The sequence below is a fragment of the Nocardiopsis halophila DSM 44494 genome (assembly GCF_000341245.1).
In the GTDB taxonomy this organism is placed as follows: Bacteria; Actinomycetota; Actinomycetes; order Streptosporangiales; family Streptosporangiaceae; genus Nocardiopsis_A; species Nocardiopsis_A halophila.
Genome location: NZ_ANAD01000267.1, coordinates 1 through 18,025, shown reverse-complemented (window position 1 = coordinate 18,025; position 18,025 = coordinate 1). Strand labels below are relative to the sequence as shown.

Genomic DNA, 18,025 nt, shown 5'->3' with positions numbered 1-18,025 from the left:
GGCCGCTCAGTGGGCCACTCGGCGGGCCGCTCGGCGGTTTGTCGGGNGCCCGCCGCTGGAGGACCTCGTAGCCGGGCACGGGGCCGGCGGGCAGGTCGGTGAAGGCCTGGTCGACCAGGCGCGCGGCCTGGGCGCTGGTCGCTCCGCCGCAGAGCACCGAACAGGCCAGGTCGGTGTCGGCGACCGGGTTGCCGGCCAGGTGCCGTCCCTTCGCGACGAAGGCGGTCCCCACGGCGAGCCGCGCCGCGTGCGCCCCGGCGGCGGCGCGCAGGTCCTCGATGGTGCCGCGGTCCACGCCTCCCACGTAGCCGCAGGCCACCCCCAGGCCCAGCCACAGGTCGGCGTGCCGCCGCGCAGGGAACCGTCCGACGAGGCGGGCCATCAGGGGGACCTGGGCCCCGGCCGTGAACCAGATGCTGCGGCCCACCCCCTGGTCGAAGACGCGTCGGGCGTAGGGGGAAAGGTGGCGGGGGACATGCTGCCGCGCCACGAAGCGCGCGGGCTTGAAGAACCCTTCGTGGAAGCCGTAGCCGTCCATCACCAGCCATTTCAGGACCGGGTCGTCCAGGCGGGCCAGGAAGCGTTCGGGGCGCCGGCGGAGGCGGGCCAGCGCCTCCCCGGCCCCGATGTGGGCCATGTACACGTGGGGCTCTCCGGGACCGCGGAGATAGGCGCGGAAGCGCGAGGGGCCCGGCAGGAAGCAGTCCAGCCCGGTCAGTCCCATGGCCGCCCCCTCGTAGGCGTAGCCGCGCAGCTCCAGGGGGGTCCGGTCCAGGCGCGGCACGAGGTCCTCGAACCGGCTGGAGTCGAGGACGCAGTGGTAGCCGCCCACCGCGGTGCGCACCGCGGCCTCCAGGTGGCTCCAGACCGGCCCGTCGCCCCGGCTGAACGAGGTGGCCTCCGCGTCCGAGACGCCCATCACGGCGCGGCGCAGGCGGCTAGCTGACAGATTCATCGCGTTGGGCTCCGCTCGGCTCGGCGCCGTCGGGGGCGCTGTGGGGGTCGGTGTCGGGGGCGCTGTCGAGTTCGTCGAGCTCATCGAGTTCCTCGAGGATCTGTTCCAGGCTGTCGGGCGGGAGCTGGGCCAGCAGGGCCTCCAGCTCGTCCGCCGCCGGGTCCTGTCCGGCGGCGCCCTGAGCAGCGGGCGGCCGATCGGGGCCGGGCCCCGGTTCCCCGCCCCCGCTCTCGGCGTCGGCGTCGGCGTCGGCGAGGCGGAGCATCGCCAGCGTGCGGTCGGCCAGGCCGGCGATGCACGTGCCCTCCAGGAGGTCGAGCACCGGCACGTCGATGCCCAGTTCGGCGTCGATGCGGTGCTTCATCTCGACCGCCATCATCGAGTCCACCCCCAGCCCGGAGAGCGGTTCCTCGTCCCCGAACCCCGCGGGGTCGAGCCGCAGGACCGCGGCCGTGATCTCGCGCNCGGCGGGCCGCCCCGCCGCGGGGCTCCGGCGCAGGGCGTCCAGGACCGAGGCACCGGTGTCGGGGGCCGCCTCCGCGTCCTCCTCGGCTCCGACCTGCGCGAACATGGGCGGTAGCCGGTCGTGCGCCGCCCGGCGGGCGGTCGGCCAGTCCACGGAGACCGCCACCAGGTGGGCGGGCGCCTGGTCCAGCACGCGCTCCAGGATGCGCATCCCGTTCTCCGGGGTGATGATCCCGATCCCCTTGCGCTCGTACATCTGCGCCAGCCTGGGGTCCTCCGCCATGCCCACCGACCACGGCCCCCAGCCGATCGTGAGGGCGGGGAGCCCGAGGGAGCGCCGGTGGTGGGCGAGCGCGTCCAGGTAGGCGTTGCCCGCCGCGTAGTTGCCCTGGCCGGGTGAGGCGATGACCGAACCGGTGGAGCCGAACAGCACGAAGAGGTCCAGCGGGGCGTCCCGGAAGAGGCGGTGCAGGTTCCGGCCGCCCGCCGCCTTGGGCCGGAGCACCCGCTGGAAGGCCTCCCGGCTCATCCGGGTGAGCAGCTCGTCCTGCACCACGCCCGCGGTGTGGACGACGCCGCGGATCGGCGGGCGCAGATCGCGCTCCCATCCCCGGTACCAGGCGCGCAGCCGGGAGCCGTCGGCGACGTCGACGGCGGCGCAGTGCACGGTGGCGCCCCGGCGCTCCAGGTCGAGGACGGCGTCGACGAGGTGCCGCCGGGGGTGGTCCGGGCCCATCCCCGCCCATTCCCCGCGGGGCGGCACGGGGGTGCGCCCCATCAGGACCAGGTTCCGCGCGCCGCGGTCGGCGAGCAGGCGGGCGACGAGCAGCCCGAGCGCCCCCAGCCCTCCGGTCACCAGGTAGGCGCCGTCCGGGCGCAGGGTGAGGGGGAAGGGCCGGGTGAGGTTCCCCGCGGGCACCAGGCGGGCGACGTGGCGCCGCCCCTCGCGGAAGGCGACCTGGTCCTCCCCGTGACCGCCGGTGACCTCCTCGACCAGGCGCCGGGCCTGGTCGGCCGGGTCGCCGTCGTCGAGGTCGACCAGGCCGCCCCACCGGCCGGCGAACTCCTGGTGCCCGACCACCCGTCCCAGCCCCCACACGGGCGCCTGCTCCACGGCGACGGGCGTGCCGCCGACGGGCTGCGCCCGCCGGGTGACCAGCCAGACCCGCGCGGCCGGCGCGTGCTCGTCGGAGAGCGCCTGCATCAGGTGCACGACGGAGAGCACCCCGGTGTCCTCGCCGTCCTGGAGGCCGCCGTCCGGAGCGCCGCCGTCCGGGGCGTCCTCGTTCAGGGCGGCCTCGTCCGGGACGTCCAGACTCCACAGGTGCACCACCGTCGCGGGGGCGTCCCCGTCGGTGAGCGGAGCGAGCCTGCGCACGAGCCGGTGGTAGTGGTCGGGCGCTGCGGGGTCGATGGTGAGCGCGTCCTCGCCGTCCGGGACGGGTTCGGGCACGTCGGCGTGGTGCACGAGCAGGCAGCGGCGCCCGGTGGCGGCCAGCCGCTCCCGGAGCCGGGCCGCCACGCCGGCGCGGTCGGCGAAGACGAGCCAGGGGCCCTCCCCCGCCGGTTCCGCGGCCGCCTCGGCGCCCCCGTCGACGGCGGGGCCGGCGCCCTGGCCGGCGGCCTCTTCGACCGGGGCGCCGGCGGCCTCCTCGGCCGGTGCCCGCTGCCACTGCAGCTCGTAGAGTCCGGCGTCGATGCGCTCGGGGCTCAGGCCCGACACGCTCTCCAGGGACCGGGCGCGGAACCCGTGGACGTCGAGGAGGACGCGGCCGTCGGCGTCGCACAGGGCGATGTCGCTGACGACGGTGTGCTCGTCGGCGCCGGTGACCTCGGCCACCGCGTACATCTCGGCCGCGGGCGGCGCCAGGACGCTGACGCGGTCGATGCCGACGGGCAGGTAGGGCGCGGCGCCGCCGTCGGCGTCCGCGGGCACGGCCGCGGCCAGCAGCACCTGGAACGCGGCGTCGGTGAGGCAGGGGTGGAACCGGTACCGGGCCAGGTCGTCGCGCAGGCCCTCGGGAACCGCGATCCGGCCGACGGCGATGTCCGGACCGGTGGCGACCTCCTGCACGGCCCGGAAGCTCGGCCCGTACTCCAGGCCCATGGCCGCGGTCCGCCGGTAGACCTCCTCGTGGTCCAGGCGCCGCCGGCAGGCGCCGCGGGCCCGGTCCAGGTCGCGCCGGGTCCGCTCAGGGCGCCGCCGGCTCAGCCGGGCGGAGGCGTGCACCGTCCAGCGCCGGTCCGCCTCCCGGTCGGCGGAGTACCCGGCGATCTCCACGGTCGCGGTGTCCTCGTGGAGGGTGGTGCGGACCCGGGGGTCGCAGGCGTCCCCGAGGACGAGCGCCTTGCGCAGGTCGAGGGACTCGACGCTGTAGTCGGCCTCGCCGTAGGCGTCCCTGGCCGCCGCGGCCGCCATCTCCACCATCGCCGCACCGGGCAGCAGCGCCGTCCCCTGCACCCGGTGGTCGGCCAGGTAGGGCAGGGCCCCGGTGCCGATCTCCCGCTCCCAGGTGGGGCGGGCCGCGGCCAGGCGCTGTCCGATGAGCGGGTGGACCTCGTCGTAGTGCCGGTCCTCGGTGGCCTCGGCCGGCTCGTTCCAGTGGCTCTGGAGCTGCCACGGGTAGGTCGGCAGCCGCACGAAGCGCGCGTCCTCGCCGTAGAAGCGGTCCCACGCCACGTCGTGGCCGAGGGTGTAGAGCCGCCCCAGGGACTCCAGCATCACGGCGTCGTCGGGCCGGTCGCGGCGCAGGGAGGGGACGACGGCCCCGTCCCCGCCGTGCTCGGCGATCAGTTCGCGCATCGCCCCGGCCAGCACCGGGTGGGGGCTCAGTTCCACGATGCGGGTGTAGCCGTCGGCGAGGAGCTGCCGGAAGGCGGCGGCGAACAGCACCGTGGCGCGGACGTTCTGCCACCAGTAGTGCGCGTCGGCGCCCCCGCCGTCGATCCGGCACCCCGTGACGGTCGAGTACAGCGGCAGTGCGGCGCTGCGCGGCCGCAGGCCCTCCAGGGCGCGGAGCAGGTCGGGGCGCAGCACGTCCATGGCGGGGCTGTGGTAGGGGACCTTGACCGGGAGGAAGCGGTGGAAGACCCCGAAGGTCTCCAGCTGGGCGGCCATGTCCTCCAGAACCTCGGCGTCGCCGGACAGGGTGGCCGCGCCCGGGCTGTTGACGGCGGCGACCGACACCCGGGGGCCGGCGTCGGCGACCGCCTTGTCGAGGGTCTCGGGCGTCATGCCCACGGCGAGCATGCGCCCGGTGCCGGTGGCGCGCTGCTGGAGGCTGCTGCGGTGGTAGGTCACCTTCACGGCGTCCTCGAAGCCGAGGACGCCGGCCAGGTACTGGGCCGCGACCTCCCCGGTGCTGTGCCCCAGGACCGCCTCGGGCACCACGCCCCAGGAGCGCCAGAGCTCGGCGAGCCCCACCTGCAGCGCGAAGTTGGCCGGCTGGGCCACCTCGGTCTCGGCCATGCGCGAGGACTCCTCGTCCGCGCACAGCTCCGCCATCAGGGAGCGGTCGGTGTAGGTGCGCATCTCGGCGTCGCAGCGTTCGACGGCGGCGCGGAAGACGGGCTCGGTCTCGATCAGCCGCCGGCCCATCGCCCACCACTGCGGGCCCATCCCGGAGCAGACGAAGGCGGTCCGGGGCCGCTCGCCGGAGGGGGCCTGGCCGGTCACCGCTCCTGGCCCGGGTTCGTCCCGGGCCAGGGCGGCCAGGCGTTCGGCCGCCTCGGCCGGGGTGGAGGCCACCACGGCCGCCCGGTGCTCGAAGTGGGCGCGGCGGCGGCTGCGGGTGTACCCCACGTCCCGCAGGGCGTGGCCGTGCCCGGTGAGCGCGTCGCCGAGCGAGCGCGCCATGTCGGTCAGGGCGCCGGGGCTGCGCGCCGACAGCGGGACGAGGTACCTGCGGCCGTCGCCGTCCGCGCCCTGCGCCGGGGCCGGTTCCTCGGCCGGTGCCTCCTGGAGCACGACGTGGGCGTTGGTGCCGCCGAACCCGAAGGAGTTGACGCCCGCGCAGCGGGGGCCGGCCTTCGCCGGCCACTCCCCCGGCCGTGTCTGGACCCGCAGCCCCAGCTCCTCGAAGGGGATGTCGGGGTTGGGCTCGTTGAAGTGCAGCTGGCCGGGGATGCGGCGGTGCTTGAGGGACAGTGCGGCCTTGATGAGTCCGGCGACCCCGGCCGCGGCCTCCAGGTGCCCGATGTTGGTCTTGACCGATCCGATCAGCAGGGGCGCCGCCCCGGGCGGGCGGTCCGCGGCCAGCGCCCTGCCGATCGCGTGGGCCTCGACCGGGTCACCCACGGGGGTGCCCGTGCCGTGGGCCTCCACGTAGTCGATCTCGCGGGGGGCGATGCCGGCCCGGCGGCAGGCGGTGCGCATGGCGGCCTGCTGGGCGTCCCCGTTGGGGACGGTGATCCCGCCGGTGTGTCCGTCCTGGGAGAGGGCCGTCCCCCGGATGACGGCGTAGACCGGGTCACGGTCCTCCAGGGCGCGGTCCAGGGGCTTGAGCAGCACCATCGCCGCCCCCTCCCCCCGGGCGTACCCGGCGGCCGCGGCGTCGAAGCTGCGGCAGCGCCCCTCGGGCGAGAGGAAGCCGCCCTTGGACTCGGCGATCGTCATGGTGGGGGCGGCCATCACGTTGACCCCGCCGGCCAGGGCCGCCGAGCACTCGCCCCTGCGCAGGCTCTGCACCGCGAGGTGCACCGCGACCAGGGACCCCGAGCAGGCGGTGTCCACGGCCAGGCTGGGGCCCCGCAGGTCGAAGGCGTAGGAGAGCCGGTTGGCCAGCATCGTCATCATCATTCCGGTGGCCGAGTGGGCCTCCAGCTGGTACCGGCTGTAGATCCCGTAGTTCTGCAGCAGCTGGTAGTCGAGGGTGAAGCCGCCGGTGAAGACGCCGGTGTCGCCGCCGGCCAGGTCCGTCCCGGAGCGGCCGCCGTCCTCCAGGGCCTCCCAGGCCGCCTGCAGCAGCAGGCGCTGCTGCGGGTCCATCCAGACCGCCTCCCGCGGGGAGACGCCGAAGAACTGGGCGTCGAACCGGTCGACGCGCTCCAGGAACCCGCCGTGGACAGGACCCGACTTGCCCAGTCGGGCGCCGTCGGGGTGGGAGAACTTGTGGACGTCCCACCGGTCCGCCGGCAGGTCCCGGGTCGCGTCGACCCCGGCGCACAGCATCTCCCAGAACGCCTCGGGGCCGGTGGCGCCGCCGGGCAGGTTGCAGCCGATTCCGGTGATGGCGATGGGCGCCTCCGGCCCCTCACTCGCCGGTCGGTCGGTCATGAGAACGCTCCTTCTCCCTGGTCACGGTGGTCTCCAGCTCCGCGGAGACCTCCGCGAGAACCGCGTCGCGGGCGCTGTGCACGAAGAAGTGGGATCCCGGCAGCATGATCAGCCGGAACCGGGCGGCCGTGTGGCGGCGCCACTGGTCGAGGTCGCCGCCGCTCACCCGGACGTCCTGCAGGCCGCCGAAGGCCGACAGCGGCGCGGACAGCGGGGGCCCGGGGACGTGGTCGTAGGTGTCGCAGAGTTCGAGGTCGGCGCGCAGTGTCGGGAGCAGGCTCCGCATCACCGCGTCGTCCTCCACGACCTGCCGCGGCGTGCCCTCCTTGAGGAGCACGGTCTTGATCACCTCGTCGGGCAGGTGGTGGATCCGGATGTTGGGGTTGGGCAGGTGCGGGGCGCGGAAGGCGGCCAGGAAGAGGTGCTCGGGCCGGGGGTCCCCCGCCTGCCGCAGCCGGCGGGCGAGCTCGAAGGCGATCAGCGCCCCCATGCTGTGCCCGAAGAACGCGAAGGGCACGTCCAGCAGGGGGCCGATGGCCCGGTGCAGCGCCTCGACCAGGGCGGGCAGGCTCCGGTGGGCGGGTTCGGACAGGCGCGCCTCCCGCCCCGGCAGCAGGACCGGGCACACCTCGACGCCGGCGGGAAGGTCCGCGCCCCAGGAGCGGAACACCGACCCGCCCCCGCCGGCGTAGGGGAGGCAGAACAGGCGCAGCGCCGGCGCCGCGCCCGCGGAGGGCCGCGCGAACCAGGCGCCGGGGTCCGGGGCGGCCGGCGTGCGGCCCCGGAGCCGGCGGAGCAGCTCGGCGCGCTCCCCGTGGGGCAGGCGGGCGAGCCTCTCCCGGAGCGCGGGGGCGGGGGGTGTCGGCCCGGGCGTCATCGGCGGCCCCCGGAGGCCAGGAGGTCGCCGCCCAGGGTGATCCAGGCGTCGTCGACGGGGTCGGCGGAGCGCTCCTGCTCGTGGACGGCGACGAGGTCCATGAGGACGTCGTTGCCGCGCCACCGCCGGAGCAGGCGGCGCTTGTCGGCGTTGCCGGGGTCGGCGTCGAACTCGGCCATCACCGTGGCCACCAGCTGTCCGGACAGGTGCTCGATGAACCGGAGGTTGGCGGCGAACCGCTCCTCCAGGCCGCCGTCGCCGAGGTCGGCGGTCATGCCCACGTGCAGCCGCGGCATGAACGCGAAGTCGTAGAAGCGGACGAAGGAGGCGGGACCGGCGGAGTCGTCGACGGCGCCCCACTCGCGGAGGAAGCGCTGCACCTCCCGGCTCCAGACGCTGAACCGCCCGAGCCCGGCGACCACCCCGGGCAGGTCGCCCAGGTCGCGGATCCGGTTCTGGAAGTACAGCAGGCCGACGACCGCCCAGTACACGGCCGTGTCCCAGATGATCTTGACGAGCATCGGGCGGGGCGCGCCCATGAGCGGGTACTGGTCCTCGTAGACGGCCAGCCAGCCCTCGGTGATCAGCAGGAACATCCGGTCGTGGATCGCGGCGCGCTCCTCGACGTCCTCCCCGTCCAGGGCGCGGCCCACCAGGTCGGTGATGAGCCCGTTGCCGATGGCGATCAGGTCCAGGCCCGGCGAGTACAGCGGGTCCAGGAAGACGCCGGCCTCCCCGGCCAGGCACCAGCCGTCCGCGGAGAAGACCTGCTCGCACCCGTAGGCGTAGTCCTTCATCACCCGGAAGTCGCGGACCTCCTCCCGGTGCTCGGTGACGGCNGCGCCTCGCCCCCCCCCAGCCACTCCAGTGCACGGTCGAACCGGTTGGTCTCCTCGAAGGGGTGCAGATCGGGGTCGGTGACGATGCCGATGCTGATCGCGTCGGAGGAGAGCCGGATCAGCCACACCCAGTACCCGGGGCCCATCAGGTGGTTGGTGGACAGCTCCCGCCGCCCCTCCCGGATCCGGGCCTGCCACTGCGGGTCGTCGGACCAGTCGGCGATGTCGATGGGGTGCCCGACGCGGAACCACGCGGCGTTGGCGCGGTGCCCGACCCGCCGCCCCAGCCCGAGCCGGCGTTTGAGCAGCGAGGACCGGCCGGTCGCGTCCACCACCCACCGCGCCTCGATGCGGCGCTCGCCCCCGTCGGGCGTGCGCACGAGGAGCCGGTGGTCCTCCCCGGCGCCCAGGTCCAGCGATTCGACCCTGCTCCCCGGCAGGAAGCGCACCCCGCGGTCGCGGAGCTCGCGCCCCAGCGCGTTCTCCAGGCGCCCCCGGTCGAGCTGGTAGGTGCCCACCGCCGCGGGGGGAGCCTCCGAGTGGCCCAGTTCCACACGCCGGGCGATGTCGCCGTTGTCGCCCTCGGAGAAGAAGACGCGCAGGCCGAACTTGTCGAGCTGCTCGCTGCGCAGGTGCTCGCCCAGGCCCAGGACCTCGCGCAGGTAGTGGCCGGCGACCTCGACGGTCGACTCCCCGACCTTGTGGACGGTCTCCGGGACCGGGTGCCGCTGGCGTTCCACCACCACGATGCGGGTGTCCGGGCGGCTCCGGCGCAGCTCCAGGGCGAGCGTGAGTCCGGCGGCGCCTCCGCCGACGACGGCGACGTCGTAGGCCTCGGGCGCGGACGGTCCGCGGGGTTCGGTCATGTTCTCGCCTCCGCCGGTCGCGTGGTCGGACGTCCGAGGGTGATCCAGGCGTCGTCCACGGGTTCGATGGGGTCGCGCTCGCGGTACCGGGCGACCAGCTCGGTGAGCAGCGGGTCGTCCCGCCACTGCGCGATCTGCTCGGCGGCCGCCTCCGGCGCCGCCGTGCGCAGCCGGTCCGTCACGGTGGCCACCAGCTGCCCGGCGAGCTGCTCCAGGAGGGCGACGTTGGCGGTGAACCGCTCCTCCAGCTCGTCGTCGGGCAGCCCGGCGGCCATCCCGTTGTGCAGGTCGACGATGAGGTCCAGCAGCGAATAGGGGTCGGCGAACCCGCCGGAGGAGGCGGCGTCGTCCACCCCGTGCCATTCGCGGAAGAACTGCTGCACGCGGGCGTGCACGGTCCAGGCGCGGTGCAGCCCCGCGAAGGTCTGCGGGCGCTCGTCGAGCCGCCGGAAGGCGTCGTGGAAGTACAGCAGACCGGGGACCGCCCAGTAGATGAACGTGTCCCAGATGACCTTGGCGACCATGACCCGGGCGTTGCCCATGACCGGGTACTGGCGGTGGTAGGCCAGCAGCCAGATCTCGCCGAGGACGAGGTAGACCTGGTTGTGGGCCACCGCCTTCTCGGAGACGTCCTCGCCCCGCAGGTCGCGTTCGACCAGGTCGGTGATCAGGCCGTTGCTGATGGCCATGAGGTCGCCGCCGGAGGAGTACAGGGGGTCGATGGAGATGCCCGCCTCCCCGGTCAGGCACCAGCGGTCCGCCGAGTACACCTGCTTGCACCCGTAGGCGTAGTCCTTCATGACCCGGAAGTCCTGGATCCTGCCGGCGTTGCGCCGCACGTCGGCGGCGCACTGGGGTTCGTGCTCGTCGAGCCAGGCCAGGGCGCGTTCACGCGTGTTGAACCCGTCGAAGGGGTGCACGCGGGCGTCGGCGACGATGCCCACGCTCGTGGAGCCCGAGGCCAGCGGGATCAGCCACACCCAGTAGCCGGGGCCCATCAGGTGGTTGGTGGACAGCCGGCGGCGGCCGCCGCCGACCCGGGAGCGCCACGCGTCGTCGTCGGACCAGTCCTCGACGTCGATCGGGTGGTCGATCCGGAACCAGGAGGCATTGGCCCGGTGGTCCAGGGGCTTGGCGAGGCCGAGCCGGCGCTTGAGCAGTGAGGACCGGCCGGTCGCGTCGACCAGCCACCGCGTGCGCAGGCGCCGCTCACCGCCGTCGTCGTCGCCGACGCTGACGGTGTGGTCGTCCTCCCCCGGCCCGATCTCGACGCCGGTGACCCGGCACCCAGTGCGGAACTCCACCCCCCGGTCGGCGACGAACTCCCCGAGCCGGTTCTCCAGGCGCCCGCGGTCGAGCTGGTAGGAGGCCAGGGGCGCCTCGTCGATCTGGCCGTACTCGGTGCGCCGCGCGATGTCGCAGTTGTCGGCCTGGGGGAAGAACATGCGCAGCCCGAACTTGTGCAGCTGCTCGTGTTCGAGGTGCTCGCGCAGGCCGAGCACGTCGCGCAGGTAGTGGCCCTGCACCTCGACGCTGGACTCGCCGACCTTGTGGGCGGCCTCGGGGACCGGGTGGCGCTGCCGTTCGATGACGGTGATCCGCAGCCCGGGGGCGGTCCGGCTCAGCTGCAGGGCGAGGGTCAGGCCGGCGATGCCCCCGCCCAGGATCGCCACGTCGTACCGGTCGGCCCGGTCAGGTGAGGGTGACTTCGTCGGTGTTTCGCTCACCGTGGTGCCTTTCGTCGTCGTCGCGGTCGTGGTCGGGGGCCGGGTCGGGGCCGGCCGCGGGCGGCCCCGTACGGGGCGGCCGCACGGTGATCCAGCCGTCACCGGTGGGGTCGCGGTGGCGCTCGCGCCGGTAGACGGCCAGCAGGTCGGCGATCAGGGGGTCCTGCTGCCAGCGCTGGATCATCGCCACGGCCCGGTCGTCGCCGGGGCGCGCGGCGTAGGCGTCGATCACCGCGCTGACCAGCTGCCCGGCCAACTGGGCCAGGCGGTGGGCGTTGGCCTCGAAGCGCTCCTCGAACCGCTCCGGGGTGAGCGTGTCGGCCATGCCGGAGTGCAGCTCCACCATGAAGTTCAGCGGCGAGTAGAGGTCGACGAACCGGGGTTCGAGCCCGGCGTCGTCGAGCGAGGCCCACTCGCGGAAGAACGCCTGGACCCGGTTGCTGATCCCGGTGAGGCGGCCGGAGAGGGTCTCGGCGACCACGCGGCTGTCGGTCAGGCGGCGGAACCCGTCCTGGAAGAACAGCAGGCCGAACACCGCCCAGTAGAAGGCGGTGTCCCAGATGACCTTCGAGGCCATGACCCGGGGGTGGCCCATCAGGGTGTACTGGTCCTCGTAGAGGGCGAGCCAGATCTCGGCGATGCGCCGGAACAGGGAGTCGTGGACCGCGGCGGCGGCCCGCACGTCCTCGCCGTCCAGCGCCCTGGTGACCAGGTCGGTGATGAGCCCGTTGCCGATGGCGATCAGGTCCAGGCCCGGCGAGTACAGCGGGTCGAGGAAGATCCCGGCCTCGCCCGTCAGGCACCAGCGGGCCTGCCCGTCGAAGACCTGCTCGGCGCTGTAGGAGTAGTCCCGCATGACCCGGAAGTCCCGGATCTCGTCGCGGTGCTCCTCCAGGGCGGCCGCGCACTGCGGCTCGTGCCGGCGCAGCCAGGCGCGCGCGCCGTCCAGCGTGTTGAACTCCTCGAAGGGGTGCGTCCGCGCGTCGGCGACGATGCCGACGCTGGTGGCCCCGGAGGACAGGGCGATCAGCCACACCCAGTAGCCGGGGCCCATCAGGTGGTTGGTGGACAGGGCCCGGTCGCCCTCGGCGATGCGGGCGTGCCAGAGCGGGTCGCTCGTCCAGGTGCCCACATCGATGGCGGCCCCGACGCGCAGCCACGCCGCGTTGGCCGTGTGCCCCACGTCCTTGCCCAGGCCGAGCCGGCGCTGCAGCAGCCGGTTGCGCCCGGTGGCGTCGACCACCCACGCGGCGTGGAGGCTGCGCTCGCCCTGGTCGTCGCGCAGGCGGACGTGGTGGGCCTCCCCCTCCTCGGCGAGGTCGACCCGGAGCACCCTGCCGCCCGGGAGGAAATCGATGCCGGCGGCGCGGCAGCGGCGGCCCAGCTCGTTCTCCAACCGCCCGCGGTCGAGCTGGTAGGTGCTCAGCGGCGGGAAGGCGGAGCTGCCCAGTTCCACGCGCCGGGCGATGTCGGTGTTGTCGCCGCTGCTGAAGAACATGCGCAGCCCGAACTTGCGGATCTGCTGTTCCTGGAGGTGGTCGTGCAGGCCCAGGACGTCGCGCAGGTAGTGGGCAGCGACCTCCACGGTGGACTCGCCGACCTTGTGCGCGGTCTCGGGGACCGGGTGGCGCTGCCGCTCGGCCACGGCGATGCGGGTGCCGGGGCGCGTCCGGTGCAGCTGCAGCGCGAGGGTGAGCCCGGCGGCGCCCCCGCCGAGGATCACGACGTCGTAGTGGCCGGGCCCGTCGGCGGGGCGCCCGATGCGCCGGCGGAGCGACTTCACGAGCATCGCCCGCTGCTCGGGGGACAGGTCGCCGACCCGCGATTGTGCCTCTGAAGTCATATTTCCCCTTTCGCATGAAATCGTGGGAAATACGGCTTGCACGCGGCTTACGCTTCCTGGAAGGAGGAGGCGGCGCACAACGCGGGGACGGGCGCCGGGCGGATGCGCAGGCGGGACCGGAACGCACTGAGCGGGCACAACGGCGCCGGACAAGGCCCGGCACGGCCGTCGGGCGAAGACCGTCCCCCTCGTCCGCCCCGGACCGGATCCGGACACCGCGCACCGGCGGAAGCGGCGCCCGGAGGCGACGCTCGGGGCGCGGCGCTCGGGGCGCGGGGGGCGTGGGGCGCGCCTCCCGTCAGGCTCGCGCCCCCGACACGGGGCCGGGCGGGTCCGCCCCTGTCAGGCGCCCAGCACGCGGGAGAACAGCCCGCGCAGCCCGCCCCGACGCCCGGTCTCCAGGTGCGGGGCGTGCTCGCGCACCGCACGCACCACCGCGCCCACCGAGGGGTTGACCATCTCCTCAGGCCCGACGACCACGGTCGGCACGGTCTCGTCCCCGCCGGTGATGGTCCGCACGCGGGCCGCGGCCTGCGCGTCCGACCAGATGTCCACCTCGTTCAGGCGCACACCCACCGTGCGCAGGCCTCCGCGCAGCGCCATGCAGAAGGGGCACCCGGGCCTCCAGTACAGGACCGCCCCGCCACCGCCGGCCTCGTGCTCGGACATCCTCGGCCTCCCGCCTCTCCCGTCGTCCGCCTTCCTACCCGGCCATCCTGTCGCCAGGCCCACCGGCGGCCGCGGGTTCTGTCCGGGCGCCGACACATCGCCCCGGCGGCAGCGGGTCCGCATCCCAGACTGAGGCCCCGGCGAACGGTGACCGGGGCCGGGCCCTGCGAGGGGAGGCCGGCGGCCGACTGCCCGCCAGGACCCGGGTGGTCGGCCTCGGGGCCGACCGGGTCGCGGTGGCGGTGCCGGTGGAGATCGAGGACCTGGACGGCCCGTCCGCGTTCCGCCTGGAGGCCGACGGCGGCCCGGTGGGCCCCCAGAACCCCGTGATCGACGCCGCCACCACGGTGCAGGCCGAACTCGCCCGCGCACTCCAGGGGGCGGGGCCGGCTGTCCTGCCCACTGCGCCGGCCGTTCGCACGGAGACCGCAGTGGTCAACGGCCTGGTGCCATAGCGCAGCAGCGCGAGGCGCAGAGCGGGCCGGGGGTGACGGCGACGCCCCTCTCGGCTCACCTCAGCACGAGGCGGGGGGAGGACGGCCTGTCGGCCCCGGAGACGACGCTGGGCGCACACCGGGCCGCCGCTTCGCCCGTTGAGGGATCAGGTTCCGCGGGGAACGTCGGGCAGGTGCTCCCAGAGGTCGCGCAGGGTGGAATAGGTTCCCTCGGGCAGCCGGGCGAGGAGCTCGATGACCTCCGGCCGCGCTCCCTGGAGTTCGGCGGCCGACGCGAGCCCTCCGCCCTTCTGCGGGCCGGAGGCGAAGGCCCCTTCCAAAGGGTCGGCGATCTCGGCTCTGGTCACCGTCATATGCGTGCTTCCCTTCTCATGGGTGAAGGGCGCTCGCGCGCGAGCCTGTCCCAGGCGGCGAGCGGGGCCCGGAGCGGTCGGCCCCGTGCAGGGGCGGCGGGTGGTCCGGTGCTGTGGCCCGGGTGGGTGCTCAAGAGGCCGACCCGGGCCACTGCACCGGGAGGAGGCCGGAGAGTACGCAGCCGGAAACGGCTCCGGCCTCCAACACACGAACTCTACCCTTACGTAAGAGAAGAGTTGAACGCGGGGCCTCCCCCGCCTCAGTGGCTGCCCGCCAGCTCCCCGGTCAGCCGGTCGTGCAGTGCGGCGCTGTGCTTGTTCAGCCCCACGATCTCCAGGGTCTTGCCCTTGTCCGCGTACTTGGTGGCGATCGCGTCCAGAGCGGCCACCGTGGAGGCGTCCCAGATGTGGGCGTGCGTCAGGTCGACCACCACGTGCTCGGGGTCGCCGGCGTAGTCGAACTGGTACACCAGGTCGTTGCTGGAGGCGAAGAACAGCTCGCCCTTGACCACGTAGACGACCTGCCCGCCGTCGGGGTCGGCGACCGAGGAGACGTCGACCAGGTGGGCGACCCGGCGGGCGAAGGCGATGAAGGCCACGACCGAGCCGGTGACCACGCCGATCGCCAGGTTGTGCGTGGCCACGACCGCCACGACGGTGACCGCCATGACGACGGTCTCGGCCACGGGCATGCGCTTGAGGGTGGAGGGGGCCACCGAGTGCCAGTCGAAGGTGGACACCGACACGATGATCATCACCGCGACCAGGGCGGCCATGGGGATCTGGGAGACCCACGGGCCGAAGGCGATGCACAGCACCATCAGGAACACCCCGGCCAGGAAGGTCGAGATCCGGGTGCGGGCACCGGAGGTCTTGACGTTGATCATGGTCTGGCCGATCATCGCGCAGCCGCCCATGCCCCCGAAGAACCCGGTGACGATGTTGGCGATGCCCTGTCCGACGGACTCGCGGGTCTTGTTGGAGTGGGTGTCGGTGATGTCGTCGACCAGCTTGGCCGTCATCAGCGACTCCATCAGCCCCACCAGCGCGAAGGCGAAGGCGTAGGGCGCGATGAGGGTCAGCGTCTCCATCGTGAACGGCACGTCGGGGATGCCGGGCACCGGCAGCGAGGAGGGCAGCGCGCCCTTGTCGCCGACGGTGGGCACCGCAAGGCCCGCGCCGATGGTCAGCGCCGTGAGCGCGATGATGGACACCAGCGGGGCGGGGACGACCTTGGTCAGGCGGGGGAACAGCACCATGATCACCAGGGCGGCGGCCACGAGCGGGTAGACCGCCCAGGGGACGTCCTGCAGCTCGGGCACCTGGGCCAGGAAGATGAGGATGGCCAGGGAGTTGACGAAGCCCACCATCACCGAGCGCGGGACGAACCGCATCAGCCGGGCCACGCCCAGGGCGCCCATCGCGACCTGGAAAACGCCGCCGAGCACGACCGCGGCGACCAGGTACCCGAGCCCGTGGTTGATCGAGAGCGGGGCCACGACCAGAGCCATCGCGCCGGTGGCGGCGGAGATCATGGCCTTGCGGCCGCCGACGATGGAGATCACCACGGCCATCACGAAGGAGGCGTACAGGCCGACGCCGGGGTCGACCCCGGCGATGATCGAGAAGGAGATCGCCTCGGGGATCAGGGCCAGGGCGACCACGAGGCCGGCGAGCACCTCGATCCTCAGCGTGCGCAGAGGCGGCAGGGCGGGACGTCGGCGCGTGAGCGTCGTCAGGAAGGTCATGGAACCAATCAGGGCAGGGCGGCGCACGGCACGCCGCTCGTACGGGTGGTCGTCGTCGGTCCCCGGAGGGGCGCCCGCGGTCGGCGGGCCCAGGTCACGGGGCCGTCCCGTTCGCGGCCGCACGCCGTGTACCGGCGACACTGCCGGACATGCGGGACAGAAGGTCACTCGCGCCGCAGAGAACCGCTAAGGGCGCATCGACACCACGACTCTACCCTCACGTTACGGAAGATTTCCGCCGGAGCGCCTGAGAGCACCCTCACACCCGTGCTCCGGCGGGTCGGGAGGGCGTGCGCGCGAAGGGGGCCGCGAGCGCGACGAGGGCGGGCAGTACGGCCAGCATGAGCACCACCGGGGCATAGGAGCCGAAGGCGTCGCGCCCCGCCGACAGCAGCAGGGGCCCCACCGCCGTCGAGCCGACCGCGATCGACTGGGTGAGGCCGCGCAGCGTGCCCAGGCTCGCCGTGCCGTAGTAGAACGGGAAGGCCGCCGCCTCCACCGCGCGCGCCCCGGCGGCCGCGGCCCCCAGCGAGGCCCCGTAGGCCATCGCCGTCCATCCGGGCCCCACCAGCGGCAGCAGCGCCAGCGTCGCGGCCGTGACGGTCATCGAGCCGCAGATCAGCAGCTTGGGCGGGAAGCGGTCGGTCGCCGAGGCGAAGGCCAGGGAGGCCAGCAGCCCGGCCAGGGTCTGCGGCAGGAAGTTCGCGGCCGCCTCGACCGGGGTGAGCCCCTGCTCCCCCAGGACGGACACCTGGTGGAAGAAGACCGCGGTCGTGACCAGCCCGCTGATCGCCACGGCGCTGCTGACCACCCAGAACATCGAGGTGCGCACGATCGCGCGCAGCGGCCAGGCCTCGGCGGCACCGCCGTCCTCCCCCGGCTCGCCGTCCCCGGCGCCGCGGGCGCCCCCCAGGCCGCGCAGGCCCCACAGCGCGATCGGCAGCACCACCACGGCGATCAGCGCGGCCTCGGCCACGAAGGCCTCACGCCACCCCACGGCGGCGATCAGCCGCTCGGTGGCCAGGGGGAACAGCGAGATCCCGGCGGTTCCCACGGCGGTGGTCACCCCCACGGCCGTGCCTCGGTTGCGGGTGACGCCGATGGCCACGGCCGTGGTGGCGATCATGGTCATCCCGCCCTGCCCCATGGCGCGGGCGCCGACGAAGCCGGCGGTGAGGCCCACCAGCCCCTGGGCGGCCGCCAGCAGGACGAGGAAGACGGCGAAGGCCGCGGCGACCGCCGACAGCACGACGCGGACCCCGAAGCGGTCCACGGCGCGGCCGATCCAGGGCAGGGCCACCGCCCCCGCCAGCGTGCCGATCATGTAGGCCGTGGACACCGCCGACCGGGAGACGTCCAGGTCGGCGATGATCGGGTCGACGAAGACGGACATCCCGGCGGTCTGGCCGGGACCGCTCAGGGCGAGCACGGCCCCCGTCATCGCGACCAGCGCCGCGGTGCGGGGAGCGCGTGAGCGTTCAGGGGTGGTCGGGACGTCGGTCCGAGCGCTGTCGGGGGTGGTCAGGCGTCCTCCTCATGAGACCTCGCGCCCCTGCCGGGACGCGATCGCGAATGATCGGATCATCGGAAGTCGGTGGACACACGGGCCCCGGTGGACGCGGCGGCCCTTCAGGTGCAACGGCCGCTCGGCCGTGCGCCTTTCCTACTGTGTCAAAGCTCTCTCGGACGGTGAGCGGAGCCCCGGGCATCGCGGCTTCACCGAGCGGATCCGGAGCCCACGCCCCTGGTGGACCGCCTTTTCGACCGCCGGACGGCGGCCGAGGGCGGCGGATCCGCCTGGCGGAGACGTGGTCAGGGGCGAACACGAACGCGCCGAACGTGTTCCTGCCGACCGGTTCAGGCGTGCAGGCGGGGGCGCGCTCCACGCGGCCGCACTACTCCCCCGGGTCGATGCCTCCGGCGAGGAGGGGTTCCATCACCAGACCCGGGTGC

General features: G+C 74.2%; 11 protein-coding genes and 1 pseudogene. 1 reads left to right on the top strand and 11 read right to left on the bottom strand.

The annotated features are described in order from the left end of the window. Nucleotides 1-61: 61 nt before the first annotated feature. The 8 genes and pseudogenes from D450_RS35700 to D450_RS0128345 all read right to left on the bottom strand — a co-directional run. Nucleotides 62-955, bottom strand: a pseudogene (locus D450_RS35700) (DUF1702 family protein); the annotation flags it as partial. After that, the gene (locus D450_RS0128370; protein ID WP_017542010.1) at nt 939-6,695 is read right to left on the bottom strand and encodes a type I polyketide synthase; all 5,757 of its coding nucleotides are present in this window, start codon (nt 6,693-6,695) and stop codon (nt 939-941) included. The gene D450_RS0128370 and the pseudogene D450_RS35700, both read right to left, overlap by 17 nt. Continuing rightward, entirely contained in the window at nt 6,673-7,572 is a 900-nt protein-coding gene (locus D450_RS0128365; RefSeq protein WP_017542009.1) for a thioesterase II family protein, read from the bottom strand. The genes D450_RS0128370 and D450_RS0128365 overlap by 23 nt, the downstream gene beginning before the upstream one ends. After that, complete coding sequence (locus D450_RS35085) at nt 7,569-8,369, bottom strand: hypothetical protein (protein WP_241483303.1); 801 nt, start codon at nt 8,367-8,369, stop codon at nt 7,569-7,571. The genes D450_RS0128365 and D450_RS35085 overlap by 4 nt, the downstream gene beginning before the upstream one ends. After that, nucleotides 8,369-9,277: an NAD(P)/FAD-dependent oxidoreductase gene (locus D450_RS35080; protein WP_017542007.1), complete on the bottom strand. Its 909-nt coding sequence runs from the start codon at nt 9,275-9,277 to the stop codon at nt 8,369-8,371. The genes D450_RS35085 and D450_RS35080 overlap by 1 nt, the downstream gene beginning before the upstream one ends. After that, nucleotides 9,274-11,004: an NAD(P)/FAD-dependent oxidoreductase gene (locus tag D450_RS0128355; RefSeq protein WP_239647566.1), complete on the bottom strand. Its 1,731-nt coding sequence runs from the start codon at nt 11,002-11,004 to the stop codon at nt 9,274-9,276. The genes D450_RS35080 and D450_RS0128355 overlap by 4 nt, the downstream gene beginning before the upstream one ends. Next, a complete protein-coding gene (locus tag D450_RS0128350) occupies nt 10,970-12,847 on the bottom strand; it encodes an NAD(P)/FAD-dependent oxidoreductase (protein WP_241483302.1) in 1,878 nt (625 codons plus the stop codon). Before D450_RS0128350 ends, D450_RS0128355 begins: the two co-directional genes overlap by 35 nt. A gap of 342 nt (nt 12,848-13,189) precedes the next feature. Further along, nucleotides 13,190-13,516: a glutaredoxin family protein gene (locus D450_RS0128345; RefSeq protein WP_017542004.1), complete on the bottom strand. Its 327-nt coding sequence runs from the start codon at nt 13,514-13,516 to the stop codon at nt 13,190-13,192. A gap of 206 nt (nt 13,517-13,722) precedes the next feature. On the opposite strand from D450_RS0128345, the gene D450_RS33920 reads away from it, so the two are divergent. Then, entirely contained in the window at nt 13,723-13,971 is a 249-nt protein-coding gene (locus D450_RS33920) for a hypothetical protein (protein ID WP_017542003.1), read from the top strand. A gap of 146 nt (nt 13,972-14,117) precedes the next feature. On the opposite strand, the gene D450_RS0128335 is transcribed toward D450_RS33920, so the two are convergent. From D450_RS0128335 to D450_RS31575, 3 genes are all read right to left on the bottom strand, one after another. After that, on the bottom strand, nt 14,118-14,324 hold the full coding sequence (locus D450_RS0128335) for a DUF2795 domain-containing protein (RefSeq protein WP_017542002.1): 207 nt from the start codon (nt 14,322-14,324) through the stop codon (nt 14,118-14,120). Between the two features lie 260 nt (nt 14,325-14,584). Continuing rightward, nucleotides 14,585-16,072 (bottom strand): SulP family inorganic anion transporter, encoded by a 1,488-nt coding sequence (locus D450_RS0128330; RefSeq protein WP_017542001.1) that lies wholly within the window; start codon nt 16,070-16,072, stop codon nt 14,585-14,587. Between the two features lie 259 nt (nt 16,073-16,331). Next, the gene (locus tag D450_RS31575; RefSeq protein WP_017542000.1) at nt 16,332-17,501 is read right to left on the bottom strand and encodes an MFS transporter; all 1,170 of its coding nucleotides are present in this window, start codon (nt 17,499-17,501) and stop codon (nt 16,332-16,334) included. Between the last annotated feature and the right edge of the window lie 524 nt (nt 17,502-18,025).